This window comes from Tepidicella baoligensis (assembly GCF_013432195.1).
In the GTDB taxonomy this organism is placed as follows: Bacteria; Pseudomonadota; Gammaproteobacteria; order Burkholderiales; family Burkholderiaceae_C; genus Tepidicella; species Tepidicella baoligensis.
Genome location: NZ_JACCDB010000003.1, coordinates 182,361 through 208,505, shown reverse-complemented (window position 1 = coordinate 208,505; position 26,145 = coordinate 182,361). Strand labels below are relative to the sequence as shown.

The 26,145-nt window shown below is 63.4% G+C and carries 31 protein-coding genes and 1 tRNA gene; 8 read left to right on the top strand and 24 right to left on the bottom strand.

Features of this window, described 5'->3' with window-relative positions; translation table 11 throughout:
• Positions 1-177 precede the first annotated feature (177 nt).
• On the top strand, positions 178-2,358 hold the full coding sequence (katG, locus tag HZS63_RS05675; RefSeq protein ID WP_180683080.1) for a catalase/peroxidase HPI: 2,181 nt from the start codon (positions 178-180) through the stop codon (positions 2,356-2,358).
• A gap of 258 nt (positions 2,359-2,616) precedes the next feature.
• Here katG and HZS63_RS05670 read toward each other — a convergent pair.
• The 19 genes from HZS63_RS05670 to rplN form a co-directional block, all read right to left on the bottom strand.
• Positions 2,617-2,693: transfer RNA gene (locus tag HZS63_RS05670), tRNA-Met, on the bottom strand.
• A gap of 24 nt (positions 2,694-2,717) precedes the next feature.
• Positions 2,718-3,113, bottom strand: coding sequence for a 50S ribosomal protein L17 (gene rplQ / locus HZS63_RS05665; protein ID WP_180683079.1), 396 nt, complete (start codon positions 3,111-3,113; stop codon positions 2,718-2,720).
• A 72-nt stretch (positions 3,114-3,185) separates the two neighbouring features.
• Positions 3,186-4,172 carry a DNA-directed RNA polymerase subunit alpha gene (locus HZS63_RS05660; RefSeq protein WP_180683078.1) on the bottom strand — a complete coding sequence of 329 codons (987 nt, stop codon included), beginning with the start codon at positions 4,170-4,172 and terminating at the stop codon, positions 3,186-3,188.
• Positions 4,173-4,280: 108 nt separating this feature from the next.
• On the bottom strand, positions 4,281-4,904 hold the full coding sequence (rpsD, locus tag HZS63_RS05655) for a 30S ribosomal protein S4 (RefSeq protein WP_180683077.1): 624 nt from the start codon (positions 4,902-4,904) through the stop codon (positions 4,281-4,283).
• A 165-nt stretch (positions 4,905-5,069) separates the two neighbouring features.
• Positions 5,070-5,474, bottom strand: a complete 405-nt coding sequence (gene rpsK / locus HZS63_RS05650) for a 30S ribosomal protein S11 (RefSeq protein ID WP_180683076.1) — start codon at positions 5,472-5,474, stop codon at positions 5,070-5,072.
• A gap of 17 nt (positions 5,475-5,491) precedes the next feature.
• On the bottom strand, positions 5,492-5,857 hold the full coding sequence (rpsM, locus tag HZS63_RS05645; protein ID WP_180683075.1) for a 30S ribosomal protein S13: 366 nt from the start codon (positions 5,855-5,857) through the stop codon (positions 5,492-5,494).
• Between the two features lie 18 nt (positions 5,858-5,875).
• Positions 5,876-5,989, bottom strand: coding sequence for a 50S ribosomal protein L36 (rpmJ, locus tag HZS63_RS05640; RefSeq protein ID WP_072242940.1), 114 nt, complete (start codon positions 5,987-5,989; stop codon positions 5,876-5,878).
• Between the two features lie 29 nt (positions 5,990-6,018).
• A complete protein-coding gene (gene infA / locus HZS63_RS05635; RefSeq protein WP_086118896.1) occupies positions 6,019-6,237 on the bottom strand; it encodes a translation initiation factor IF-1 in 219 nt (72 codons plus the stop codon).
• 3 nt (positions 6,238-6,240) lie between these two features.
• Positions 6,241-7,560, bottom strand: a complete 1,320-nt coding sequence (secY, locus tag HZS63_RS05630) for a preprotein translocase subunit SecY (RefSeq protein WP_180683074.1) — start codon at positions 7,558-7,560, stop codon at positions 6,241-6,243.
• A 24-nt stretch (positions 7,561-7,584) separates the two neighbouring features.
• Positions 7,585-8,016, bottom strand: coding sequence for a 50S ribosomal protein L15 (rplO, locus tag HZS63_RS05625; RefSeq protein WP_180683073.1), 432 nt, complete (start codon positions 8,014-8,016; stop codon positions 7,585-7,587).
• Between the two features lie 14 nt (positions 8,017-8,030).
• The gene (rpmD, locus tag HZS63_RS05620) at positions 8,031-8,213 is read right to left on the bottom strand and encodes a 50S ribosomal protein L30 (protein WP_180683072.1); all 183 of its coding nucleotides are present in this window, start codon (positions 8,211-8,213) and stop codon (positions 8,031-8,033) included.
• Between the two features lie 11 nt (positions 8,214-8,224).
• Positions 8,225-8,743, bottom strand: a complete 519-nt coding sequence (gene rpsE, locus HZS63_RS05615; protein WP_180683071.1) for a 30S ribosomal protein S5 — start codon at positions 8,741-8,743, stop codon at positions 8,225-8,227.
• A gap of 14 nt (positions 8,744-8,757) precedes the next feature.
• Positions 8,758-9,123, bottom strand: coding sequence for a 50S ribosomal protein L18 (gene rplR / locus HZS63_RS05610; RefSeq protein ID WP_180683070.1), 366 nt, complete (start codon positions 9,121-9,123; stop codon positions 8,758-8,760).
• 11 nt (positions 9,124-9,134) lie between these two features.
• Positions 9,135-9,668 (bottom strand): 50S ribosomal protein L6, encoded by a 534-nt coding sequence (gene rplF, locus HZS63_RS05605; protein WP_180683069.1) that lies wholly within the window; start codon positions 9,666-9,668, stop codon positions 9,135-9,137.
• Positions 9,669-9,692: 24 nt separating this feature from the next.
• Positions 9,693-10,088, bottom strand: coding sequence for a 30S ribosomal protein S8 (gene rpsH / locus HZS63_RS05600; protein ID WP_180683068.1), 396 nt, complete (start codon positions 10,086-10,088; stop codon positions 9,693-9,695).
• Between the two features lie 19 nt (positions 10,089-10,107).
• The gene (rpsN, locus tag HZS63_RS05595; RefSeq protein ID WP_180683067.1) at positions 10,108-10,413 is read right to left on the bottom strand and encodes a 30S ribosomal protein S14; all 306 of its coding nucleotides are present in this window, start codon (positions 10,411-10,413) and stop codon (positions 10,108-10,110) included.
• Between the two features lie 8 nt (positions 10,414-10,421).
• Positions 10,422-10,961 (bottom strand): 50S ribosomal protein L5, encoded by a 540-nt coding sequence (gene rplE / locus HZS63_RS05590; RefSeq protein ID WP_180683066.1) that lies wholly within the window; start codon positions 10,959-10,961, stop codon positions 10,422-10,424.
• A gap of 2 nt (positions 10,962-10,963) precedes the next feature.
• Positions 10,964-11,284 (bottom strand): 50S ribosomal protein L24, encoded by a 321-nt coding sequence (gene rplX, locus HZS63_RS05585; protein WP_180683065.1) that lies wholly within the window; start codon positions 11,282-11,284, stop codon positions 10,964-10,966.
• Positions 11,285-11,293: 9 nt separating this feature from the next.
• Positions 11,294-11,662 (bottom strand): 50S ribosomal protein L14, encoded by a 369-nt coding sequence (rplN, locus tag HZS63_RS05580; protein WP_180683064.1) that lies wholly within the window; start codon positions 11,660-11,662, stop codon positions 11,294-11,296.
• A 257-nt stretch (positions 11,663-11,919) separates the two neighbouring features.
• Between rplN and glpK the strand changes: the two genes are divergently transcribed.
• A complete protein-coding gene (gene glpK / locus HZS63_RS05575) occupies positions 11,920-13,419 on the top strand; it encodes a glycerol kinase GlpK (protein WP_180683063.1) in 1,500 nt (499 codons plus the stop codon).
• Positions 13,416-14,282 (top strand): pyrroline-5-carboxylate reductase, encoded by an 867-nt coding sequence (proC, locus tag HZS63_RS05570; RefSeq protein ID WP_180683062.1) that lies wholly within the window; start codon positions 13,416-13,418, stop codon positions 14,280-14,282. Before glpK ends, proC begins: the two co-directional genes overlap by 4 nt.
• Positions 14,283-14,291: 9 nt before the next feature.
• On the opposite strand, the gene ubiA is transcribed toward proC, so the two are convergent.
• The 3 genes from ubiA to recG are packed head-to-tail and all read right to left on the bottom strand — an operon-like array spanning position 14,292 to position 18,314.
• A complete protein-coding gene (gene ubiA / locus HZS63_RS05565; RefSeq protein ID WP_180683061.1) occupies positions 14,292-15,176 on the bottom strand; it encodes a 4-hydroxybenzoate octaprenyltransferase in 885 nt (294 codons plus the stop codon).
• A gap of 8 nt (positions 15,177-15,184) precedes the next feature.
• A complete protein-coding gene (locus HZS63_RS05560; protein ID WP_180683060.1) occupies positions 15,185-16,159 on the bottom strand; it encodes a hydrogen peroxide-inducible genes activator in 975 nt (324 codons plus the stop codon).
• A gap of 13 nt (positions 16,160-16,172) precedes the next feature.
• Positions 16,173-18,314, bottom strand: coding sequence for an ATP-dependent DNA helicase RecG (gene recG, locus HZS63_RS05555; RefSeq protein ID WP_180683059.1), 2,142 nt, complete (start codon positions 18,312-18,314; stop codon positions 16,173-16,175).
• A 157-nt stretch (positions 18,315-18,471) separates the two neighbouring features.
• Here recG and HZS63_RS05550 point away from each other — a divergent pair, with 157 nt between their 5' ends.
• The 3 genes from HZS63_RS05550 to HZS63_RS05540 are packed head-to-tail and all read left to right on the top strand — an operon-like array spanning position 18,472 to position 21,261.
• On the top strand, positions 18,472-19,404 hold the full coding sequence (locus HZS63_RS05550; RefSeq protein WP_180683058.1) for a sodium-dependent bicarbonate transport family permease: 933 nt from the start codon (positions 18,472-18,474) through the stop codon (positions 19,402-19,404).
• A gap of 15 nt (positions 19,405-19,419) precedes the next feature.
• Positions 19,420-19,731, top strand: a complete 312-nt coding sequence (locus HZS63_RS05545; RefSeq protein ID WP_246316174.1) for a P-II family nitrogen regulator — start codon at positions 19,420-19,422, stop codon at positions 19,729-19,731.
• A 39-nt stretch (positions 19,732-19,770) separates the two neighbouring features.
• Entirely contained in the window at positions 19,771-21,261 is a 1,491-nt protein-coding gene (locus tag HZS63_RS05540; RefSeq protein WP_180683057.1) for a sensor domain-containing diguanylate cyclase, read from the top strand.
• Positions 21,262-21,280: 19 nt separating this feature from the next.
• Here HZS63_RS05540 and HZS63_RS05535 read toward each other — a convergent pair whose 3' ends face one another.
• On the bottom strand, positions 21,281-22,045 hold the full coding sequence (locus HZS63_RS05535; protein WP_180683056.1) for a ParA family protein: 765 nt from the start codon (positions 22,043-22,045) through the stop codon (positions 21,281-21,283).
• Between the two features lie 94 nt (positions 22,046-22,139).
• Between HZS63_RS05535 and queA the strand changes: the two genes are divergently transcribed.
• Positions 22,140-23,216 carry a tRNA preQ1(34) S-adenosylmethionine ribosyltransferase-isomerase QueA gene (queA, locus tag HZS63_RS05530; protein WP_180683055.1) on the top strand — a complete coding sequence of 359 codons (1,077 nt, stop codon included), beginning with the start codon at positions 22,140-22,142 and terminating at the stop codon, positions 23,214-23,216.
• On the opposite strand, the gene HZS63_RS05525 is transcribed toward queA, so the two are convergent.
• Positions 23,176-24,810, bottom strand: coding sequence for a methyl-accepting chemotaxis protein (locus HZS63_RS05525; protein WP_180683054.1), 1,635 nt, complete (start codon positions 24,808-24,810; stop codon positions 23,176-23,178). The two genes, queA and HZS63_RS05525, sit on opposite strands and share 41 nt — an antisense overlap.
• Positions 24,811-24,928: 118 nt before the next feature.
• Between HZS63_RS05525 and tgt the strand changes: the two genes are divergently transcribed.
• Positions 24,929-26,143 (top strand): tRNA guanosine(34) transglycosylase Tgt, encoded by a 1,215-nt coding sequence (gene tgt, locus HZS63_RS05520; RefSeq protein ID WP_180683053.1) that lies wholly within the window; start codon positions 24,929-24,931, stop codon positions 26,141-26,143.
• The last annotated feature ends 2 nt before the right edge of the window (positions 26,144-26,145 follow it).

The following is a 26,145-nucleotide window of genomic DNA, read 5'->3' as shown; positions in this document are numbered from 1 at the left end:
CGTCAAACAACCCCATGCCCCATGGCTATCGCCGTGATTGGGAAAAACGACCACCCCAATCGCCCACGGCCGATACACTGAAACTGTTTCCAGTGCGCCTCACCGACTCCTTCGACCCGAGGCCACTGGCCCTTCCCCGGAGCCCTGGCGCTCCTCACCCCCGTCCTGGAGAAACCCATGAACACGAAACACCCTGACACCGCCGCCCAGTGCCCCGTCGTGCACGGCGCCAACGTCAACGCCAGCCAAGCCGGCCAGGCCCAAGCCTGGTGGCCCGAAAACCTCAACCTGGACATCCTGCACCAACACGACCGCAAAACCCAACCGCTGCCAGGCTTCAACTACCGCGAAGCAGTCAAGAGACTCGACGTGGCGGCCTTGAAAAAAGACCTGACCGCCTTGATGACCCAAAGCCAGCCCTGGTGGCCGGCCGACTGGGGCCACTACGGCGGCCTGATGATCCGCATGGCCTGGCACGCCGCCGGCACCTACCGCGTGGCCGACGGCCGCGGCGGCGCCAACACCGGCAACCAGCGCTTTGCCCCGCTGAACTCCTGGCCCGACAACGGCAACCTCGACAAAGCACGTCGCCTGCTGTGGCCGATCAAGAAAAAGTACGGCAACCGCATCAGCTGGGCCGACCTGATGATCCTGGCCGGCAACGTGGCCTATGAATCCATGGGCTTCAAGACCTTCGGCTTCTCCTTTGGCCGCGAGGACATCTGGCACCCCGAGAAGGACATTTACTGGGGCTCCGAGAAGGAGTGGCTGGCCAAGAGCGGCAGCGAAGGCAGCCGCTACAGCGGCGAGCGCGAACTGGAAAACCCCCTGGCCGCTGTGATGATGGGGCTGATCTATGTCAACCCCGAAGGCGTGGACGGCCAACCCGACCCGCTCAAGACCGCACGCGACATGCGCGTCACTTTCGCCCGCATGGCCATGAACGACGAGGAAACCGTGGCCCTGACCGCTGGCGGCCACACCGTGGGCAAGGCACACGGCAACGGCAACCCCGCCCTTCTGGGCCCTGCCCCCGAAGGCGCCGATGTGCACGAACAGGGTCTGGGCTGGATGAACCACCAGGCGCGCGGCATCGGCCGCGACACCGTGACCAGCGGTATCGAAGGCGCCTGGACCACCAACCCCACCAAGTGGGACAACGGCTACTTCGCCATGCTGCTGAAACACGACTGGGAGCTGACCAAGAGCCCCGCCGGCGCCTGGCAATACAAGCCCGTGAACATCCGCCCCGAAGACATGCCCACCGACGTGGAAGACCCCTCCATCCGCACCATGCCGGTCATGACCGACGCCGACATGGCCCTCAAGGTGGACCCGGAATACCGCAAAATCTCCGAACGCTTTGCCACTGATCAAGCCTATTTCGAAGAAGTCTTCGCCCGCGCCTGGTTCAAACTCACACACCGCGATCTGGGCCCCAAGACGCGCTACATCGGCCCCGAGGTGCCTGCCGAAGACCTGATCTGGCAAGACCCCGTTCCCGCCGGCCGCACCGACTACGACGTTGCCGCCGTCAAGGCCAAGATTGCTGCGGCCGGTCTGTCCATCAGCGAAATGGTCTGCACCGCCTGGGACAGCGCCCGCACCTTCCGAGGCTCGGACTATCGCGGCGGCGCCAACGGTGCCCGCATTCGCCTGGCTCCGCAAAAGGACTGGGCAGGCAACGAACCCGCCCGCCTGGCCAAGGTGCTGGCGGTGTACGAACCCATCGCGGCCGAGACCGGCGCCAGCGTGGCCGACGTGATCGTGCTGGGTGGCAATCTGGGCATCGAGCAAGCCGCACGCGCCGCTGGCTTTGAGGTGTCGGTGCCGTTCGCTCCAGGCCGTGGCGACGCCACGCAGGCCCAGACCGATGTCGATTCCTTTGCCGTACTGGAACCTCTGGCCGATGGTTTCCGCAACTGGCAAAAGCAGCACTACGCCGTCAAACCCGAAGAAATGCTGCTCGACCGCGCCCAGCTCATGGGCCTGACGGCGCTGGAGATGACTGTGCTCATCGGCGGCATGCGCGTGCTCGGCACCAACCACGGCGGCACGAAACACGGCGTGTTCACCGACCGCGTCGGCGCGTTGACCACCGACTTCTTCGTGAACCTCACCGACATGGCCTACCGCTGGCAGCCGACCGGCCGCAACAGCTACGACATCGTCGATCGCGCCAGCGGCCAAACCCAGTGGACGGCCACCCGGGTGGACCTGGTGTTTGGCTCCAACAGCATCCTGCGCGCCTACGCCGAGGTCTATGCCCAGGACGACAACCGCGAGAAGTTCGTCCATGACTTCATCGCCGCCTGGACCAAGGTGATGAACGCGGACCGCTACGACCTGACCGCTTGAGTGCCAACGGCCGCCATGCGCGGCCAGGCCGGCCGGATGCGACGCCACTGGGTTGCTGCTTCCGGCCGGCACTTCCTCGCAAAGCGCTCGGCCAACCGCATCCCGTTGCGCTTTGCTCGCTGTCTGGCTTTGCAGCACCAAGTATGGTGCCCATGCTGGGCGCAACACACAGCAACAGACAACAAAAAGGCCTCCGCATGGGGAGGCCTTTTGCGCTACACACATGCATGTCACATGCATGCCAAATGCGCATTCTGTTGGTTGCGGAGGCAAGATTTGAACTTGCGACCTTTGGGTTATGAGCCCAACGAGCTACCAGACTGCTCCACTCCGCGTCAAGATTGTTATTGTAGCACGATTTATTCGGAGTCCGCAACCCCTTCAGCCGGTGCTTTTTCCGCACGGTCCACCAGCTCGATCAGGGCCATGGGAGCGTTGTCGCCCACGCGGAAGCCCATCTTCAGGATGCGGGTGTAACCACCCGGACGCGCCTTGAAACGCGGGCCCAGCTCATTGAACAGCTTGACAACCACGTCGCGATCGCGCAGGCGGTCGAACGCCAGGCGCTTGTTGGCCAGGGTCGGCTCCTTGGCCAGGGTGATCATGGGCTCGACAACGCGGCGCAGCTCCTTGGCCTTGGGCAACGTGGTCTTGATGACTTCGTGCGTGAGCAACGAATTCATCATGTTGCGCAGCATGGCCAGGCGGTGGCTGCTGGTGCGGTTGAGTTTGCGAAGTCCGTGTCCGTGACGCATGGGGATTTCCTTTCTAATTTCACCCGCAGCCGTATCAGGTACTGCGGGGGGTCAGGGGCGGTAAAAAAACGATCAGTGCTTTTCCAGGCCGGCGGGCGGCCAGCTTTCCAGCTTCATGCCCAGCGTCAGGCCGCGCGAAGCCAGCACTTCTTTGATTTCATTGAGCGACTTGCGACCCAGATTCGGGGTCTTGAGCAGCTCGTTCTCGGTGCGCTGGATCAGGTCACCTATGTAGTAGATGTTTTCGGCCTTGAGGCAGTTGGCCGAACGCACCGTCAGCTCCAGCTCATCGACAGGACGCAGCAGGATCGGATCGAACTGCTGGGCGCTACGAGACGGCGTACCGTCGGCCGGGAATACTTCGTCACCCGCCAGCTGGGCGAACACAGCCAGTTGCTCGACGAGGATTTTGGCGGCGGCACGCACCGCCTCTTCCGGACCCACGGCACCGTTGGTTTCGATGTCCAGCACCAGCTTGTCCAGGTCGGTGCGCTGTTCCACGCGGGCGTTTTCCACCGCATAGCTCACACGCTTGATCGGCGAGAAGGAGGCATCGAGCACGATGCGACCGATGGAACGGGTGCTGTCGTCACCGCGGCGCAGGTTGCCCGGCACATAGCCACGACCTTTTTCCACCTTGATCTGCATGTCCAGCTTGGCACCGGCGGCCAGAGTCGCGATGTGGTGATCCGGATTCAAGATTTCCACATCGTGCGGGGTTTGGATATCGGCGGCGGTCACGGCGCCTTCGCCCTCCTTGCGCAGGCTCAGCGTGACCTCGTCGCGGTTGTGCAGCTTGAACACCACACCCTTGAGGTTGAGCAGGATGTTGACCACGTCCTCCTGAACGCCGTCGATCGACGAGTACTCGTGCACCACCCCGGCGATGGTCACCTCGGTGGGAGCGTGACCCACCATCGAGGACAGCAGCACACGGCGCAAGGCATTGCCAAGGGTGTGGCCGTAACCCCGCTCGAAAGGCTCGAGCGTCACCTCGGCGCGGTTGGCCGACAGGTGCTCGACGTTGATGTTCTTGGGTTTGAGCAGGTTATTCAGCATTCGGACTTCCTTCAATACCCTCGGCTCGTTACACCGATAAGGCCGATGGAGCACAAAATCCCGGACCCCGCCAGCAGCAGAATCCGGGCTCTAACAAGCATCTCGCGATCAACGCGAGTACAGTTCGACGATCAGGGATTCGTTGATGTCGGAGCCGAATTCGTCACGGTCCGGCACCTTCTTGAACGTACCCTCGGCCTTGTCGGCAGCCACTTCCACCCAGGCCGGGAAACCGATCTGCTTGGCCAGCTCCAGGGCTTCCTTGACGCGGTTTTGGTTACGCGACTTCTCACGCACGGCGACCACGTCACCGGCCTTGACCAGGTAGGACGGAATGTTCACGCTCTGTCCGTTGACCAGGATGGCTTTGTGTGACACCAACTGACGCGCCTCGGCACGGGTCGAAGCAAAACCCATACGGAACACGACGTTGTCCAGGCGGGATTCGAGCAGGCTCAGCAAATTGGTGCCGGTATTGCCACGGCGGCGGTCGGCCTCGGCAAAGTAGCGACGGAACTGACGCTCCAGCACACCATAGATGCGCTTGACCTTCTGTTTTTCGCGCAACTGCAGGCCGAAGTCAGAGGTGCGCTGCCCCGAGGTGCGCCCGTGCTGACCCGGCTTGGAATCGAACTTGGCCTTGTCACTGATGGCGCGGCGAGCGCTCTTGAGCAACAGATCGGTGCCTTCACGGCGAGAGAGTTTGGCCTTGGGGCCGAGATAACGTGCCACGTGATGTCCTTCAGTTTCAACTGCCGCAGGAACTCTGCGGGAGCCGGCACGCATGCATGCCGGCGGTGGTCTTAACGACAACGCCACCGCAGCGAACTGCAGTGGCTCAAAGCAAAAAGCTTTTTAGTATAGAGCACAACGGGATGACCCGTCAAGCCACACCCCTCAGATGCGACGACGCTTCTGGGGACGGCAACCGTTGTGCGGCACCGGCGTCACGTCGGAAATGGAGGTGATGCGAATACCCAGCGCGCCCAGCGCACGCACCGACGACTCGCGACCCGGGCCCGGCCCCTTGATCTCGACGTCCAGGTTCTTGATGCCCTGCTCCATGGCGGCACGGCCGGCCGCTTCCGAGGCCACTTGGGCGGCGAACGGCGTGGACTTGCGCGAACCTTTGAAGCCCTGCCCCCCCGACGACGCCCAAGCCAGTGCATTGCCCTGACGGTCGGTGATGGTGATGATGGTGTTGTTGAACGACGCGTGCACGTGCGCGATCCCGTCGGCAATGTTCTTGCGGACCTTCTTGCGGACGCGGGCAGCGGCGCTGCTGGATTGTTGCTTAGCCATAACTGTCCTTTAACCGATTACTTCTTCAGCGACTGAGCTGCCTTGCGCGGACCCTTGCGGGTGCGGGCATTCGTCTTGGTGCGCTGGCCGCGCACGGGCAGACCGCGACGGTGGCGGAAGCCGCGATAGCAGCCGATGTCCATCAGACGCTTGATGTTCATCGTCGTCTCGCGACGCAGGTCACCTTCGATGGTGTAGGTGCTGACCTGATCGCGCACTTTTTCCAGCTCGGCGTCGGTCAAATCCTTGATCTTTTTGGTGTAGTCGATACCGCAGGCCTCGCAAATCTTGCGAGCGCGGGTGCGACCGATACCATAAATGGCGGTCAGGCCAATTTCGGCGTGCTTGTGCGGCGGGATGTTGATACCTGCAATACGTGCCATGGTGGTCCTCTAAACGATTCAGCCTTGACGCTGCTTGTGTCGCGGGTCGGTGCAGATGACGCGAACGACGCCATGGCGACGGATGATCTTACAGTTGCGGCACATTTTCTTGACCGAAGCCGAAACTCTCATGTCTTTCTCCTGAACAGATTCTCAAAAACTCACTTGCTGCGGAACACGATCCGGGCCCGGGTGAGGTCATAAGGCGTGAGCTCCACTTTGACCTTGTCACCCGGGAGGATGCGGATGTAGTGCATCCTCATCTTGCCGGAAATGTGTCCCAGGACCACATGTCCATTTTCCAGTTTGACGCGAAACGTGGCGTTGGGGAGGTTTTCAATGACCTCGCCCTGCATCTCGATGACATCGTCCTTGGCCATGACTTACACACCTGGAGACGCCTTGAAATTGGCTTTCTTCAGTAGCGACTCATATTGTTGTGACATCACGTAATTCTGCACCTGGGCCCAGAAGTCCATGGTCACGACCACGATGATCAACAACGAGGTGCCCCCGAAGTAAAACGGCACGTTGTAGCGCAGGATCAGGAACTCCGGCAGCAAACACACCGCCGTGATGTAGATCGCGCCGGCCAACGTCAGCCGAACGAGGATTTTGTCGATATACCGCGCCGTCTGGTCACCCGGACGGATGCCCGGAATGAAAGCGCCGCTCTTCTTCAAGTTGTCTGCCGTCTCGCGGCTGTTGAACACCAACGCCGTATAGAAAAAGCAGAAGAAGATGATGGCGGCGGCGTAGATACCGACATAGATCGGCTGCCCCGGCGACAAGGCCGAAGCCAGATCGCGCAGCCAGCGGGTCGAATCCCCCGTGCTGACCCAGCTCACCAGCGTGGTCGGCAACAGGATGATGGACGAGGCAAAGATCGGTGGAATCACGCCTGCCATGTTCAGCTTCAGCGGCAGGTGCGAGGACTGGCCACCATACACCTTGTTGCCTACCTGACGGCGCGCGTAGTTCACCAGGATCTTGCGTTGACCGCGCTCGACGAACACCACGAAGTAGGTCACCACGACCACCAGCAGGACGATGAAGATCGCCGCCAGAATGCTCATCGCACCCGTGCGAACCAACTCCAGCAAACTGCCGACAGCTCTGGGCAGACCTGCCACAATGCCTGCGAAGATCAGCAGCGAAATGCCGTTGCCGATACCACGCTCGGTGATCTGCTCACCCAGCCACATCAGGAACATGGTGCCGGCCACCAAGCTGACCACCGCCGTGAAGCGGAAGGTAAAGCCAGGGTCGATGACCAAACCAGGCATGCCCTCCAGCGCCAGGGCGATACCGAGCGACTGGAAGATCGCCAGCGCCAGCGTGCCGTAGCGCGTGTACTGGGTGATCTTGCGGCGACCGGCCTCGCCTTCCTTCTTGAGCTGGACGAGCGAAGGCACCACATAGGTCATGAGCTGCATGATGATCGATGCCGAGATGTACGGCATGATCCCCAAAGCAAACACCGCGAACCGCTCCAGCGAGCCGCCGGAGAACATGTTGAACAGGTTCAGGATGTTGCCCTGCTGCCCACGAAAGAGCTGACTCAACTGGTCCGGGTCGATCCCCGGCACCGGAATGTGTGCACCGATCCGGTACACCACCAGCGCGAGCAGCAAAAAGACCAGCCGGCGACGCAGGTCACCGAACTTGCCGGTTTTCGCGAGGGAGGCTGCGTTTGTGGCCACAAGCGTTTCCGAGGGTTAGCCGAATCAGGCCAGCGAGCCGCCAGCGGCTTCGATGGCGGCCTTGGCACCCGCCGTCGCGCCGATATTGCTCAGCTTGACAGCGATGTTCAGTTCACCTGTCTTGATGACCTTGACCTTCTTGGCCAGCTCAGGCACCAGCCCCGCTTGCTTCAGCGTCAGCAGGTCCACCTCGGCAGCACCCAGGGCCTGCAGATCAGCCAACGTCACCTCGGCGTTGAACTTCAGGGACTGGGACTTGAAACCCCGCTTGGGCAGCCGGCGTTGCAGCGGCATCTGGCCGCCTTCGAAGCCGACCTTGTGGTAGCCCCCAGCACGGGATTTCTGGCCCTTGTGACCGCGACCGGCGGTCTTGCCCAGACCTGAGCCGATGCCACGACCCACGCGACGCTTGGCGTGCTTGGCGCCAGCGGCGGGCTTGAGAGTGTTGAGTTCCATGTGTCAGACTCCGATCAGATCACTTTGACCAGATAGCTGATCTTGTTGATCATGCCGCGCACGGCAGGGGTGTCCTGCAGCACGCGCTCGCTGTTGAGCTTGCGCAGACCCAGGCCACGCACGGTGGCCCGGTGATCCACTTTGCAGCCGATGGGGCTGCGAACCAGTTTGACTTTGATGGTGTTGGCAGTCGTCATGATCGCTCCAGTCAACCTACGAGCTCTTCCACCGACTTGCCGCGCTTGGCAGCCACTTCGGCAGGGGTCGTCGAGTGTTTCAGCGCGTCCAGCGTGGCGCGCACCAGGTTGTACGGGTTGGTCGAGCCATGGCTCTTGGCCACCACGTCGGTCACGCCCAGCACCTCGAAGACGGCACGCATCGGGCCGCCAGCGATGATGCCGGTACCCTTGACGGCCGGCAGCATCATCACCTTGGAAGCGCCGTGCTGGCCGTGCACCTCATGGTGCAGGGAACCGCTGCGCAGCGACACCTTGAACATGTTGCGACGGGCTTCATCCATGGCTTTCTGGACGGCCACCGGCACTTCACGCGCCTTGCCCTTGCCCATGCCCACGCGGCCGTCGCCATCACCGACCACGGTCAGCGCCGCGAAACCCATGATGCGGCCACCCTTGACCACTTTGGTCACGCGGTTAACCGCGATCATCTTTTCGCGCAGGCCGTCGTCGTTGCCTTCGCTCTTCACATTGGCTTGCATCTTTGCCATTTGCGTTTCCCCAATCAGAACTGCAGGCCGGCGGCACGCGCGGCATCGGCCAGGGCCTTGACTCGGCCGTGGTAGGCGAAACCGGAACGGTCGAAGGCCACCTTCTCAATGCCAGCGGCCTTGGCCTTCTCGGCAATGCGCTTGCCGATCAACTCTGCTGCCGCCTTGTTGCCGCCTTTGCCCGCACCGCCCAACTGGGCGCGCACTTCGGCTTCGACGGTCGAAGCCGACACGAGTACCTTGGAGCCATCGCCGGAAATGACGTTGGCATAGATGTGCAGGTTGGTACGGTTCACGCTCAGGCGCACCGCGCCTTGCTGGGCAATGCGGATGCGGGTCTGACGGGCACGACGCAAACGCTGTTCTTTTTTCGTCAACATGTTCGCAGTCCTTATTTCTTCTTGGTCTCTTTGATGACGACCTTCTCATCCGCATAGCGAATGCCCTTGCCCTTGTAGGGCTCGGGAGGACGCACGGCGCGGATTTCGGCGGCGACCTGGCCCACGCGCTGACGGTCAGCGCCCTTGACCACGATTTCCGTCGGAGCCGGTGTGGCCACGCTGATACCCTCGGGCATCACGAAGTCCACCGGGTGGGAATAACCCACGGCCAGGTTGAGCTTGTTGCCGGCAGCGGCGGCCTTGTAGCCCACACCCACCAGCGTCAGCTTCTTCTCGAAGCCTTTGCTCACCCCATTGACCATGTTGTTGACCAACTGGCGCATCGTGCCGCGCATGGCGCTGGCTTCGGCTGTGTCGGCAACGGCTGCAAAGGTCAGCTTGCCGTCGGCGCTTTCCACCTTGACCAGCGGATTCAGATTCACGCTCAGGGCCCCGAGGGCACCCTTGGCGGTGATGACGTCTTGCTTGATGGCCACTTCGACACCCTGAGGGATGACGACGGGCGCTTTACCTACACGAGACATTTCAGATACTCCTCGATGCGCGCGTCAGGCGACGTAACACAGAACTTCACCGCCGACTCCGGCAGCACGCGCTTTGCGGTCGGTCATCACACCCTTGGGCGTGGTGACGATCGCCACACCCAGGCCATTCATGACCTGAGGAATCGATTTGGCACCTTTGTACACGCGCAGACCAGGGCGGCTGACACGCTCGATGCGCTCGATCACCGGACGCCCGGCGTAGTACTTCAGGGCAATCTCGAGCTCACTCTTGCCCCCTTCGGTCTTGACCTGGAAGCCGTCGATGTAGCCTTCGTCTTTCAGCACCTGCGCAATGGCAGCCTTTACCTTGGAGGAAGGCATGGACACAGTGGCTTTTTCCACCATCTGCGCATTGCGGATGCGGGTCAACATGTCGGCGATAGGATCACTCATGCTCATTTCGTTACTCCTTCGCGGCTCACCAGCTGGCCTTGGTCACGCCGGGAATCTCGCCGGCAAAGGCCATTTCACGGATCTTCATGCGGCCCAGGCCGAATTGCTTGAAGGTGCCGCGGGGACGGCCGGTGATTTCACAACGGGCGCGCTGGCGGGTCGGGTTGGCGTTGCGAGGCAATTTCTGCAAGGCCAGGCGAGCGGCGTCGCGCTCTTCGTCGGAGCGCTTGGCATCCTTGGCAATGGCCTTCAACTCGTTGTATTTGTTGGCGAACTTGGCGGCGAGTTTTTCGCGCTTGAGTTCACGCTGGAGCAAAGCTTGTTTAGCCACACACCACCTCAGTTCTTGAACGGAAAACGGAAACCGGCGAGCAACGCCTTGCACTCAGCGTCGTTCTTGGCGGTCGTCGTGATGCTGATGTTCAGACCACGCACGGCATCGACCTTGTCGTATTCGATTTCCGGGAAGATGATCTGCTCTTTGACACCGATGTTGTAGTTGCCACGACCGTCGAATGCCTTACCGGAAATGCCACGGAAGTCACGCACACGGGGCAGGGCCACGGTGACGAAACGATCCAGAAATTCGTACATACGGGCACCGCGCAGGGTCACCATGCAGCCGATGGGTTGGCCTTCGCGAATTTTGAAACCGGCGATGGCCTTGCGGGCGCGGGTGACGACCGGCTTCTGGCCGGCGATCTTGGTGAGGTCGCCGACGGCGTTTTCCAGCACTTTTTTGTCGGCAACGGCCTCACCCACACCCATGTTCAGGGTGATCTTGGTGATGCGCGGCACCTCCATGACGGACTTGTAGCCAAACTGCTCTTTGAGCGCCGGCGCGATCTTGTCGCGGTAGATTTGTTGGAAGCGTGCCATGGTCATGCCACCTTGATTTCTTCACCGCTGGACTTGAAGACGCGCACTTTCTTGCCGTCAGCCAGCACCTTCACACCCACGCGATCAGCCTTGCCGGTGGCCGCGTTGAAGATGGCCACGTTGGACTGATGGATGGGCATGGCTTTTTCCACGATGCCGCCGGTCACCCCCTTCATGGGGTTCGGCTTGACGTGCTTCTTGACGATGTTCACACCTTCGACCACCACACGCTCTTCGTCGGCACGCAACACCACCTTGCCACGCTTGCCTTTGTCACGGCCAGCAATCACGATGACTTCGTCGCCTTTACGGATCTTGTTCATGACAACTCCTTACAGGACCTCGGGCGCCAGCGACACGATCTTCATGAACTTTTCGGTACGCAGTTCGCGCGTGACCGGCCCGAAGATACGGGTGCCGATGGGCTCCAGCTTGTTGTTGAGCAGCACGGCGGCGTTGCCATCGAACTTGATCAAGGCGCCGTCGGGGCGACGCAGGCCCTTGGCGGTGCGCACCACCACGGCGTTGTAGACCTCGCCCTTCTTGACGCGGCCACGCGGAGCGGCCTCCTTGATGCTCACTTTAATGATGTCGCCCACACTGGCATAGCGGCGCTTGGAACCACCCAGCACCTTGATGCACATCACGGACTTGGCACCCGTGTTGTCAGCAACATCGAGTCGAGATTGCGTTTGGATCATTTGATTTAAGTCCCAACTTGAATCCCGCAGGCCACCATGGTCTGCGGCGATCAGTCTTGGGCCCGTCGTCGCCGCGTCGTCATGACGGACGATGCAGCTTCGGTGGGCAGAAAACTCCGCCTTTGAGGGCGAAGCTGGGTATTATTGCCTACCGATTCGGTGCTGTCAAGCGACCCTGGCCAGTCTGCGCAACCGCTTTGCATGTGTGGCCGGCGCGCTACAGTGTGGGCACATGGCCTGGATGGCGGAGACCCGAGATGACCCAATACCTGCTGGCCCTGGATCAGGGCACCACCAGCTCACGCAGCCTGGTGTTCGACCCCGAGGGACGGGTCGTGGCCTGCGCGCAGCGGGAGCTGCGTCAGCATTATCCTCAGCCCGGCTGGGTGGAACACGACCCGAAGGCGATTTGGAATGATCAACTCCACACCGCGCAGGAGGCGCTGCGCCTGGCTGGAATGACGCATCGCGACATCGCCGCCATCGGCATCACCAACCAGCGCGAAACCACCCTGCTGTGGGACCGTCGCTCTGGTGAACCGTTGTACCGGGCGATTGTCTGGCAAGACCGGCGCACCACCGATCTATGCCAACGCCTGGAGGCCCGGCTGGGCGCGGACACCATCCACCGGCGCACGGGTTTGCGGCCCGACCCTTACTTTTCGGGCACCAAGCTGGCCTGGTTGCTGGACCACATCCCAGGCGCCCGTGCCCGTGCGCAGGCCGGGGAGCTCGCTTTCGGCACGGTGGACAGCTGGCTGGTATGGCAGCTGACGGGCGGGCGGCGCCACGTGACCGACGTGAGCAACGCCTCCCGCACCCTGCTCTTTCACCTGCAGCGGGGAGACTGGGACGACGAGTTGCTGGCAGCACTCGACATTCCGCGTGCCGTGCTGCCCGAAGTCTTGCCGTCCAGCGCCGCTTTCGGCACCACCGATGAACCCCTGTTCGGTGGGCCGATCGCGATCGGCGGGGTGGCCGGCGACCAGCAAAGCGCCCTGATCGGCCAGGCCTGCCTGCACCCCGGCATGGCCAAGAACACCTACGGCACCGGGTGTTTCCTGCTGATGCACACCGGCGCCCTGCCCGCGACCAGCGACAACGGCCTGCTGAGCACGGCCACGGCCCGCTACGACGCGACGCCAGCCTATGCGCTGGAGGGCAGCGTATTCATCGGAGGGGCGGTGGTGCAATGGCTGCGCGACGGCTTGCGGGCCATCGAGGCCAGCCACAACGTGGAGGCGCTGGCGGCCTCGGTGCCAGACAGTGAGGGAGTCGTTTTCGTGCCTGCCTTTACGGGTTTGGGTGCGCCCTACTGGCAGCCGGACGCCCGGGGAACCCTGACCGGGTTGACGCGCGGCACCACCATGGCCCACATTGCCCGCGCTGCACTGGACAGCATCGCCTTCCAGTCCACCGCGGTGCTGCAAGCCATGAACCGGGACGCGCAAGCGCATGGCGCGGCTGCCCTGCAAGAACTGCGGGTGGACGGCGGTGCCAGTGTGAATGACCTGCTGATGCAGACACAGGCCAATCTGCTGGGCATTGCGGTGGTACGCCCGGCCGTGACCGAAACCACGGCGCTCGGCGCGGCCTGCCTGGCCGGTCTGCAGGCCGGGGTGTTCGATGGCCCGCAGGCCTGGGAGCACCTGTGGCGGGCGGATCGCCGCTTCGAACCTCAATGGACGGCCGATCGAGCCGCCGAAGCCATGGCGGCCTGGGAACGCGCCGTGAGACAGGCGACAATCGCCCCATGAACCGCCCGATCCAAACCACTCCCCCTGCTGCGCCTGTGTCGATCCTCGCGGACAGCCGCCTGGCGTTCATCGGTGGCGGCAACATGGCCAGCGCCATCATCGGCGGCCTGATCCAGCGAGGCCTGCCTGCCGCACGGATCGACATCGTCGAACCCCATGCCCCGCAGCGCGACAAGCTGGCCAGCCAGTTCGGAGACGTGCGCCTGCACGAGGCCCCCAACCCGGCGCTCGCGGGCAGCGACCTCGTGGTCTGGGCCGTCAAACCGCAGACCTTCAAGGAAGCCGCCTTGGCCTGCGCCGCCCACACCGGCTCGGCCCTGCACCTGAGCGTGGCCGCCGGCATCCGAACCGGCAGCATGCGCGCCTGGCTGGGCAACGGGCGTCTCGTGCGTGCCATGCCCAACACGCCAGCCCTGGTGGGTCTGGGCATGACCGGTCTGTATGCCGGCGCAGGCGTCACACCCGAAGACCGGCGACTGGTGGAGGCCGTGGTAGGCACCACGGGGCGCTTTCTGTGGCTGCCACAAGAAGCCGACCTGGACGCGGTCACGGCCCTGTCCGGCTCCGGTCCGGCCTATGTGTTCTACTTTCTGGAGGCGATGCGACGGGCTGGCACCGAGATGGGGTTGGATGCAGACACCGCGCTGCAACTGGCGATCGGCACCTTCGTCGGGGCCGCGCATCTGGCGCAGGACGCCAGCGAACCGCCCGAAGTGTTGCGCGAGCGCGTGACCTCCAAGGGGGGGACCACCTACGCCGCGCTCACGGCCATGAACTCGGCCGGTGTGGCCGATGCCTTCGTCGCCGCCATGCATGCCGCGCAACGCCGCGCACGGGAGCTGGGCGACGAATTTGGCGCCTGAGCCTGCGCGTCAACCCCACCACTGGCGCTGGGCGTAAGTCAGCGCCAACCCGGCGAACAAGGTGAAACCCAGCCAGTGGTTGAGCCGAAAGGCCCGAAAGCACCCCTCGCGCGTGCGGTCGCGGATCAGGGTCAGATGCCACACCACCTGTGCCAGGGCCAGAACCAGGGCCAGGCCAAACCAACCGCCCCCGACCACCGGCCACAGCAAAGCGCCCCACAGCGCGAGATGCACGACATAGAACGCGGTGACGGCGGCCACGTCGTAGCGCCCGAGCGTGATGGCCGAGGTCTTCATGCCGATCTTGAGGTCGTCGTCGCGATCGACCATGGCGTATTCGGTGTCGTAGGCCAGCACCCAGAACAGGTTGGCCACCAGCAGCGCCCATGCCTGCCAGGGAACTGAGGACTGCACCGCCGCATAGGCCATGGGAATGCCGAAACTGAAGGCCACGCCCAGCACCGCCTGCGGCATGGACAGCACCCGCTTGGCATAGGGATACACCATGGCCACGGCCAGCGCCGGCAGCGACAGCCAGACGGCGGCCCAGGTGGTGGTCAACACCAGCACAAAGGCAAGCAAAGCCAGCACGGCCCCCAGCAGCAGCGCCTCTTTGACCGAGACCCGACCACTCGTCACTGGCCTGTGCGCCGTGCGCTTGACGTGGCGATCGAATTCCCGGTCGGCCACGTCGTTGATGCAACAGCCCGCGCTGCGCATGAGGATGGTACCCAGCACGAACACCGTCAGCAGATGCCAGCCCGGCCAGCCGTCTGCGGCCACCCACAACGCCGACAGGGTCGGCCACAGCAACAACAACCAGCCGGCGGGGCGGTCCCAGCGGATCAGGTCCAAATACAGCGACAGCTTGTCGCGCCAGAGGGAAGCGGTCATGGGCATGCTCATGATGAAGTCAGGCGTCTGACACCCGGCAGCTCGCAGGCATAGATGGCATTGCGCAGCGCGGCAATGGCCTCATAGCGCGTGAAACTGCGCCGCCAGGCCAGCACCACGCGACGCGTCGGCGGTTCACCGGCAAACGGCAGATAGCGCACATAAGAGGTGTCGCCCGGCCCGGTGCCTGGCGCAACGGCCTTCGCACCTGGCCCCAACGCTGCAGAGGGCACGCTCAGCCGGGGCACCAGGGTGATGCCCATGCCCGCCGCCACCATGTGCTTGAGGGTTTCGAGCGAGGAGCCTTCGAAGGTCTTGCGTATGCCTTCGGCGTCGTTGGAAAATCGCGCGAACTCGGGGCACACCTCCAGCACGTGGTCGCGGAAACAATGCCCGCTGCCCAGCAACAGCATGGTTTCCTGCTTGAGTTCTTCGACCGTCACGTCGTCGCGCTGGGCCAGCGGATGGTTGGCTGGTACCGCCGCGAAAAACGGCTCGTCGTACAGGGGGGCGATGGCCAGATTGGTGTCAGGAAAAGGTTCGGCCAGGATGGCGGCGTCGATTTCGCCCAGGCGCAATTGCTCCAGCAGCTTGACGGTCAGGTTCTCCTGCAGGATGAGCGGCATCTGCGGCGTGTGCTCGATGATCTGCTTGACCAGATCGGGCAGCAGATAGGGGCCGATGGTGTAAATGACCCCGAGCCGCAAAGGGCCGGCCAGCGGGTCCTTGCCGCGCTTGGCGATTTCCTTGATGGCGGCGGCCTGCTCCAGCACCACCTGGGCCTGGCGTATGATTTCCTCGCCCAGCGGGGTGACGGCCACTTCGGTCGCGTTGCGCTCGAAGAGCTTGACCTCCAGCTCCTCTTCCAGCTTCTTGATGGCCACGCTCAACGTGGGCTGCGACACGAAGCAGGCCTCGGCGGCCTTGCCGAAGTGCCTTTCGCGCGCCACGGCGACGATGTATTTCAGTTCGGTCAGGGTCATGGCTGCTATCGAATCAAGCTTTCAGATAGTCGGATTTTCCACCCAACCAGCGGTCCAGGTGTTTGTGCGCCAGATCGGGCCATTGGTCAAGCACCCGGGGCGCCCATTCGCGGGCCCATTCCAGCAGATGGCTGTCGGTGGCGAGATCGGCGAAGCGCAACAGCGGTGAGCCGGACTGGCGCGCTCCGAGGAATTCGCCCGGCCCCCGAATGTCCAGGTCGCGCCGGGCGATCTCGAAGCCATCGTTCGTCTCGACCATGGCACGCAGGCGCTCGCGAGCGGTCGGACTGACGCGGCCGTTTTCATCGGGCGAGTACAGCAACAGGCAAACCGAGGCTGCCGTGCCGCGCCCCACCCGGCCGCGCAGCTGATGCAATTGGCTCAGACCGAAGCGCTCGGCGTGTTCGATCACCATGAGCGAGGCGTTGGGCACATCCACCCCCACCTCGATGACGGTGGTGCTGACCAGCACCCCCATGACGCCTTGGCTGAACAGCGCCATGACGGCCTTTTTCTCGGCCGGGGGCATGCGCGAATGCAGCAGCCCCACGAGTACCGGCGAGCCGTCGGCGCCGACCAGCCCATCCATGGCCGCAGACAGCTCGGCATGGGTGGCGGTGGCGTTGCTCAGGTCGAGCGCCTCGCTGTCCTCGATCAAAGGGCAGACCCAATAGACCTGCCGGCCTTCGGCAACCTGGCGGCGCAGGCGCTCGATGAGCTCGTCGCGCCGGCTGTCGGCCAGCAGTTTGGTGACGATGGGGGTGCGGCCGGGGGGCAGTTCGTCGATGGTGGAAACGTCCAGATCTGCGTAATAACTCATGGCCAAGGTGCGTGGGATGGGGGTGGCACTCATCATCAACAGATGGGGTTCCAGCCCAGTGCCTTGCATTTTTTCCCGCAGGGCGAGACGCTGGGCCACGCCAAAGCGGTGCTGCTCGTCGATGATCGCCAGCGCCAGCTTGTGAAAACGCACCTGTTCCTGGATCACGGCATGGGTACCCACCACCAACGCGGCACGCCCGGTTTCGATGCGCGCCAGCATCTCGGCGCGGTCCTTCTTTTTCTGGCTCCCGGTGAGCCAGGCCACCTCTTGGCCCAGGGGCTCCAGCAAGGGCTGGAGCCAGCCGACCAGTTTGGCAAAGTGCTGCTCAGCCAGAATTTCGGTCGGCGCCATGAGGGCGCACTGCCAGCCTGCGTCGATGGCCACGGCAGCCGCGAGCGCGGCCACCACCGTTTTGCCGCTGCCCACATCGCCCTGCAGCAGCCGATGCATGGGTACGGTGCGGGCCAGATCGCGCGCGATCTCTTCACCCACGCGGCGCTGAGCGGCCGTGAGTGGAAACGGCAACGCCGCGAGGAGTTGTTCGTGCAAGCCGCCGGGGCGGCTGGGCAGGGCCGGGGCCCGCAGTCCAGCCCGCTCCTGCTTGGCACGGTATTGCGACAACTGCTGCGCCAGCAACTCCTCGGCCTTGAGGCGCTGCCAGGCAGGGTGGCTGCGATCTTCCAGAGCCGCCAGCGGCACATCGGGCGCGGGATGATGCAGAAATTGCAACGCTTCACGCAGGCTCCACGGGCAGCCCTGGCCGGGCAGGCGCAGGCCCGGACATTCCGCCAGCGCTTCGGGCGGCACGGTGTCGCTCAGGTCGGCCCGCTGCAAAGCGGCCTGCACCGCACGGCGCAAATAGGCCTGCGGCAAACCGGCGCTGGTCGGATAGACGGGGGTGAGTGCATCAGGCAACTCGCCACTGGCCACACGGAAGCTGGGATGCATCATCGTCCAGCCCAGCAAGCCACCGCGCAACTCGCCGCGGGCCCGGATGCGGGCCCCCACGCTCAGGGTTTTTTGATGGCTGGGGTAGAAACTGAAAAACCGCAGGGTACAGGTGGCGCTGCCGTCGTCCAACGTAACCAGCAACTGGCGGCGCGGTCGCTGAACGACTTCACAGCCGGTGACCGTGCCTTCGATTTGCACCGATTCGCCCTCGCGCGCATCGGCCAGCCGGGTGATGCGGGTTTCGTCCTCGTAGCGCAAGGGCAGGTGCAGCGCCAGATCGATGGCGCGCACCAACCCCAGCTTGCGCAACGCTTTTTGCGGTGCGGACAAGGGCTTGGCAGCAGACTGGGGCAGCGACGGAGACGGGGCGGCTTCAGCCATGGACCGATTGTGCCAGCCTTTAAAGATAGCATTTAGGCTATGAATCCGTCATGAAAAATGGATTTTACAAAATGGTTTTCTGTCCTTACGATCGCCCGTCACGCCTGTCGCGGCCTCGGCCTGCCATCCGGGCACAAACCATGACATCATGCACGCTATGGATCCGGTCATCCTGTTTTTCTTGTTCGGTCTGGTCGCGGGACTGCTGCGCTCGGAACTGAAGCTGCCCAATGCCCTGTACGACTCGCTGTCGATCTTTCTGTTGCTGGCCATCGGCCTGAAGGGCGGCCAGGGGCTGGCCACCCAGCCGCTGCTGCCGCTGCTGCCGCAAATTGGAGCGGTGATCGTGTTGGGTGTGTTGCAGACCCTGATCGCCTATGCCGGCCTGCGCATGGTGTTCGGATTCGACCGCCCCAACGCGGCGTCCACAGCCGCCCATTACGGCTCGGTGAGCGTGGCCACCTTCGCGGTGGCGGCCGCCTGGCTGGCCGCACGCAACATCGACATGGAGCCGCAGATGGCCATCCTCTTGGCAGTGATGGAAATCCCGGCGATTCTGGTGGGCATCATGTTGGCTCGGGGTGTCAGCCGGGACACGGACTGGCAATCGCTGGGGCACGAAGCCTTCCTGGGCAAGGGCGTGACGCTGCTGCTCGGCGGCATGGCCATTGGCTGGGCCGCCGGCCCGCAAGGTCTGGCGCCCATCGGCGGCTTGTATTTCGACCTGTTCAAAGCGGTGCTGACGCTGTTCCTGCTGGAAATGGGCCTGATCGTAAGCCGGCAAGTGGGCGAGCTGCGGCGGCGCGGGCTGTCGCTCATCGTCTTCGGGCTGGCCATGCCCCTGCTGTCGGCTGCCCTGGGGCTGGGCACCGGGATGATGTTGGGCCTGTCGGTCGGCGGCCTCACCATGTTGGCCACCCTGGCGGCCTCGGCCTCCTACATCGCGGTGCCGGCGGCCATGCGCATCGCGGTGCCGCAAGCCAACCCGGCGATCTCACTGGCCGGCTCGCTGGGCGTGACCTTCCCCTTCAACATCCTGCTGGGCATTCCGCTCTACCACTGGATGGCCACCCAACTGACCGGAGCGTGACACAGGACCGACGCCATGGACAGCATGCACACCGAGAAACGCACCCTGCTCACCGTGTTCACCGAAGCCAGCATCGAGCAGCTCCTGATCAAGGACATGGACCGCATGGGCGTGCGCGGCTACACCATTTCGGATGCGCGCGGCAAAGGCAGCCGGGGCGTGCGCGACGCCTCGTGGGACGAGTCGCGCAACATCCGCATCGAGGTGATCTGCGCCCGCGAGCAGGCCGAAGCGCTGCTGGCCCACCTGCAGGCCCGCTACTACTCCAACTACGCCATGGTGGCCTGCTTTTCGGAAGTGGAAGTCCTGCGGCCCGGCAAGTTCTGACACCATCCTGGACGGAATCGAGCGGGCTATGATGCTCGCATGAACCCTGCCGCGACCCAGCCCCCCTCCACCGCCACGGACACCGAGTTCGAGCATGTGTTCGAACTCGCTCCGGTATCTCTCTGGCTGGAAGACTACAGCGAACTGATCGCCTTGTTCCAGCGTTGGCGGGCCGCCGGCGTGACCGACCTCGGCCTCTACCTGCGCGAAAACCCCGCCCGGGTGGCTGAGTGCACGGCTTGCTACCGCGTGTTGCGCGTCAACCAACGCACCCTCGAGCTGTTCCGTGCCGAATCCCAGGAGCGCCTGCTGTCGTCGCTGGACCGGGTGTTCTCGGGCGACATGCACGAGACGGCCATCCGTGAACTGACGGCCATCTGGAACGGCGAGCCGGTGTTCGAAAACCAAACCGTCAACTACACCCTCGACGGGCGACGCCTGGACGTGCTCATCCGAGGCAAGGTCCTGCCCGGACATGAAGACCGTTGGGACCGCGTATTGGTTTCGCTGGAGGACATCACGGCACGGGTACAGGCCGAGCGCGATCTGCACGACAGTGAGCAGTACGCCCGGGACCTGTTCGAACGTTCCCCCGTCTCGCTATGGGTCGAGGACTTCCGTGCCGTCAAACAATTGCTCGACGAGGTGCGGGCGCAGGGCATCGAGGACTTCCCGGTATTTCTGAAGGTACACCCGGAGTTCATCACCCGGTGCATGCGGGAAATCCGCGTCATCGACGTCAACCGCCAGACGCTGCGCTTGTTTGGCGCTGCCGACAAACACGAACTGCTGCGACGGCTCGATGCCGTGTTCCGCGACGACATGGAAGAACCCTTTGCGGCCCAGTTGATCGACCTCTGGAACGGCAAATACGCCCAGGAGCGCGAAGTGGTCAACTACACGCTCGGCGGCGACCCCCTGCATGTGCACATGCAGTTCGCCATCCTGGAAGATCATCTCGACGACTGGAGCCTGGTGCTCGTGTCGTTGGTGGACATCACCGCCCGCAAGAAGGCCGAGGCCTACCTCGAATACCTGGGCAAACACGACGTGTTGACCCGCCTGCGCAACCGGGCCTACTTCGTCGAGGAAACCAACCGCCTCAGCCGTAAAGGTCCCTGGCCGGTGGCGGTGATCGCGGTGGACCTCAATGGCCTCAAGATCGCCAACGACGAAGGCGGCCATGTGGCCGGTGACGCCCTGCTGCGCCGTGCGGGCGAGGTGCTCAACAAAGCGGTTGACGCTCCGGGTTGTGCCGCGCGCATCGGCGGCGACGAGTTCGTGGTGCTGCTGCCGGGCACCGACGAGGAAGGGGCACGCGGTGTGATGGAACAGATCCGGCAGGTGTTGGAGCTGAACAACCAGTTTTACCCCGGCAAATCACTGAGTTTTGCCATGGGCCTGGCGGTCTGCCAGCGTGGCGAGTCGATGGAGGCCGCCTTGCAGGCCGCCGACCGTGCCATGTATGAAGACAAGGCCCGCTATTACGAAACCCATGCACCCGCCCGGCGACGCTCGGACCGGGCTTGATGCCCTTGCCCCCGCACCCTCAACCCAGCCGCTCGTGCAAAGCCCAGAGGGCCTGCGTGAGCTTGTGTTTCGAATCCAGATGGATCATGGGCCGCGCCAGCTGATGCGACTCACGCACCTTCACCGAAGCGGGCAGATAGGGCTCCAATACCGGCAAGCCTTCGTCCACCAATTCCTGCACCAGCCGCTGCGGCAGGTTGGCACGCGGCTGGAACTGGTTGACCACGATGCCCTTGATGTCCAGCCCCGGGTTGTGATCGGCGCGGATTTCCTGCACATTGGCCAGCAGCGTGTAAAGCGCCTGACGTGAGAAATCATCACAATCAAAGGGAATGAGGCAGCCACTGGCCCCCATCAACGCCGAGCGGGTGTAGAAGTTGAGCGCGGGAGGGGTGTCGATGTAGATCCGGTCGTAGCTGTCGGCCAACTGTTGCAAGGCTTCGCGCAACTTGTAGATCTTGTGGCGCGATTCCAGCTTGGGCTGGAGTTCGTCCAGTCGCTCGCTGGCGGCCATCACCTTCAAGCCATCGAACGGCGTGTCGATCACGAATTCATTGGCCGGCAAGGGGTTGAAGGTAAAGCTCAGTGTCTGATCGAAAAAACTGGCCACGGTGGGCTGGTCGGCCGCTGCCGGCACGCCCAGCAAATAGCGGGTCGAATTGCCCTGCGGGTCCAGGTCGATGAGCAGGGTCCGCAAACCCTGGACCGCGCTGATGGCCGCGAGGTTGCACGCGATGGTGGACTTGCCCACCCCACCTTTCTGATTGAACACGACGAGGGCCATGGGATTCTCCTGCTTGTTGCAGCGCAACATCATACCTTCTGCGACAATCGCGGCCTTGTTTCACTTGGAACGGGCCCGTCCGGCCCTCAAGCCCATGACCGCATCCACCGCTGACGCAACCCGCGTCTTCACCCTCAGCGATTTCGATTTTTCGCTGCCGCCTGAGCTCATTGCCCAGCACCCCGCGCCCGAACGCAGCGCCTCACGCCTGCTCGATGGCAGAGGCGCGCCGCCGGTGGACCGCCTCTTCCGCGAGCTGCCCGAGCTGCTGCTGCCGGGCGATCTGCTGGTGTTCAACGACACCCAGGTGATCAAGGCCAGGCTGTTTGGCGAAAAAGCAACTGGGGGCAAAGTGGAGCTGCTGGTGGAGCGTGTGTTGCCCGGCCCTGGCCACGAGGTGGTGGCACACATGAAGGTGAGCAAAAAGCCCCCTGTGGGCGCGACGCTGCACATGCACGCCCGTGGCAGCACCCGCACGGCATTCACCGCCACGCTGCTGGGCCGCTGGCCCCACGATGACGGGCCGCTGTTTCGCTTCGCATTCAGCGGCGAGCCCCATGCCCTGATGGCCGCGCACGGCCACGTGCCGCTGCCACCCTACATCCAGCACGGTGACACGGAAGAAGACGAGCGGCGTTACCAGACCGTGTTTGCGAAAAACCCGGGAGCCGTGGCCGCGCCGACCGCCGCGCTGCATTTTGACCAAGGTGTGCTCGCGGCCCTGGACGCCCGCGGCGTGCAGCGCGCCAGCGTCACGCTGCACGTGGGAGCCGGCACCTTTCAGCCTTGCAAGACCGAGAACATCGCCGAGCATGTGATGCACAGCGAGTGGTACCAGGTACCCGCAGCCACGCAGCAGGCCATACGCGAGACCCAGTCCCGGGGTGGACGCATCGTCGCCATCGGCACCACCAGCGTGCGCACGCTGGAAAGCTGGGCCCGCACCGGCTTGGCCTGCGGCGACACCGACATTTTCATCACCCCAGGCTTTCGTTTCCAGGTGGTGGACGTGCTCATCACCAACTTCCACCTGCCCAAAAGCACACTGATGATGCTGGTGAGCGCCTTCGCGGGCCATGACCACATCATGGCGCTGTACCGGCATGCGATCGAGCAGCGCTACCGCTTTTTCAGTTACGGTGATTCGATGCTGCTGAAGCGGGCGGGCTGATGGCCAGCAAGGGGGTCTGCGGCGAGTCGTCCCGGCTCAGTCTGAAGACCTGAACCGCCTCTTGCAGCAACTGGGCGTTGCGGTAGAGATCGTCGGCTGCCACAGAAGCCCTTTGCGCCAGCGAGAGATTGTCTTGTGTGGAGCGGTCCAGCTCGGCCAGTGCCTCGCTGACCTCTCCTATGCCACTGGTTTGCTGCTGTGTGGAAACACTGATGTCGCGGATGATGCCGGCCACCTGCTGCACCTGCTGCACGATGTTTTCGATCTTGGCGCCGGCATTGGTCACCAGCTGGGAGCCAGACTCCACCTTGCCGACGCTGGCCTCGATCAGCGACTTGATCTCGCGAGCCGCTTCAGCGCTGCGCTGCGCCAGACTGCGCACCTCCGAAGCCACGACAGCGAAGCCGCGCCCCTGCTCGCCCGCACGGGCAGCCTCGACCGCCGCATTCAAAGCGAGGATATTGGTCTGGAACGCAATGCTGTCGATCACACCGATGATGTCGCCTATTTTTCGTGAACTGCTGGAGATGTCATCCATGGTCTGAATGACCTGTTGCATGACCTCGCCGCCCTGGTGAGCGGCATCGCTGGCCGATGCCGCCAGCCGGGCTGCCTCCTGGGCCGAATCGGCATTGGCACGAACCGCGGCATTCATCTGCTCCATGGATGCAGCGGTTTTTTGCAGATGATCGGCCTGCTCCTGGGTTCGCCGATTCAGATCCGCGTTGTCCTGGGAAATCTCGGTGGATCGGCTGGCAATCACACTGGAAGCCGAACGGACTTTCGACACAATGGACTCCAGGCTGGCCTGCATCGCCCCCAAGTAAGCCAGCACGCTGCGACTGTCTCGCGCCCGAATACCCTGTACCGATTGCAGGTCGCCCTTGGCCACCCGCTGGGCCACATCACCCAAAGCGGCAGGCTCTGCACCGAGCTGGCGAATGATGCTGCGAGAAATACCCACCGCCAACGTGATACCGATCACCAAGGCCAAGGCCAGCGCGAACAACATCACTTTCAAAAAGCCTGCCGCTTGTTCTTGTGCAATCTGGTTTTTGGCTTGGATGTTGGCTTCTTCGAAGTCGATGAGCCGGTTGATGGCCGCCAGCCACTGCTCATATTGGGGCTTGACCTGGGTCCATAAGATGGTACGGGCGCCCTCTGGATCGCCTTGCGCCACACGGCTGGCGACGGCCTGCGTGGACGCAACGGCCTGGGCCTCGATCGCCTTGATGGCTCCATACAAACGTTGCAGTTCCTCCCTGTTGGCAGAAGTCGCCAGCAGTTGCTCCAGAGGCGCGGCAGCATCGGCATAGAACTTGGCCAGATCTTGAATGCGCCGCAGTTCGCGATCCACCTCCTCTTGCGTGCCCGCCAGAACCACATCCCGGATCGCAATGGATCGATCGTGGGCCGAGCCGCGGAAGTTGATCGCAAAACGCTGAATGGGCGCATGTTCGAGGCTGTTCTCGGCCAGCGCAGCCTCGATCGACAACACCCTGAACACGCCCGTCAGTGTGACGGCGATCAGAATGGCCTGCAGCACCCCAAAGCCCAGGAACAGACGTTTGACCACCGTCATTCGTTCAAGCATGAAAATCTCCTCGATTACCAATGGCTTATTTATTTGGACTATAGCCCAACTGCGATGGGCTCTGCTTGGGCTGGCTATTCTCCCCGCTTCCATGCAAAAGCCTTGCACAATATGCCCAATGCTGCAATTTGACCTCCTGATCACCGACCCGCCCCGCGGCGGCTACGAAGGCTCCCACGCCCGCCGTGGCACGCTCACGCTCAACCACGGCGTGGTGCAGACCCCCATCTTCATGCCCGTGGGCACCTATGGCACCGTCAAGGGCGTCACGCCGCAAAGCCTGCACGACATGGGTGCGCAGATCATCCTGGGCAACACCTTCCACCTGTGGATGCGCCCGGGGCTGGACATCGTGAAGGGCTTTGGCGGCCTGCACCAGTTCGAGAAGTGGGACAAACCCATCCTGACGGACTCGGGCGGCTTCCAGGTCTGGAGCCTGGCACACAGCGCCAAGATCACCGAGGAAGGCGTGCATTTCGCCTCGCCCGTCAACGGCGACCGGCTGTTCATGTCGCCCGAGGTGAGCATGCAAATCCAGACCGTCCTGAACAGCGACATCGTGATGCAGCTGGACGAGTGCACACCGTACTGGCAGGGCAACCCACCCAGCCAGGGGGGCAGCGGCCACATCACCACCGAGGCCGAAGCGCGCCGGAGCATGGAGTTGAGCCGCCGCTGGGCGTTGCGATCCAAAGCCGAGTTCGAACGCCTGGGCAACCCCAATGCGCTGTTCGGCATCGTGCAGGGGGGTATGTTCGAGCATCTGCGCCAGGAGTCGCTGGAAGCGTTGGTGGAGATGGACTTCCCCGGCTACGCCATCGGCGGCGTGAGCGTGGGCGAACCCAAGGAGTTGATGCGGCAGATCATGGCGCACACACCGCACCGCCTGCCCGCCCACAAACCACGCTACTTGATGGGCGTGGGCACCCCGGAGGACCTGGTGGACGGCGTGGCCTGTGGCGTGGACATGTTCGATTGCGTGATGCCCACCCGCAACGCCCGCAACGGCACCCTCTTCACCCGCTACGGGGACCTGAAGATCCGCAACGCGCGCCACAAGGCCGACCCGCAACCACTGGACCCCACTTGCACCTGTTACGCCTGCGCGGGCCCAAGCGGCGTGAGCTGGGACAACGGCGGCCGCGACGGCTTTTCCCGCGCCTACCTGCACCACCTGGACCGATGCGGCGAGATGCTGGGCCCCATGCTCAACACCATCCACAACCTGCACTACTACCTGAACCTGATGCGTGAGGTGCGCGAGGCGCTGGACGCGGGCACCTTCGGCGCCTTTCGGCAACGCTTTCAGGCCGAGCGTGCGCGCGGGGTCTGAGT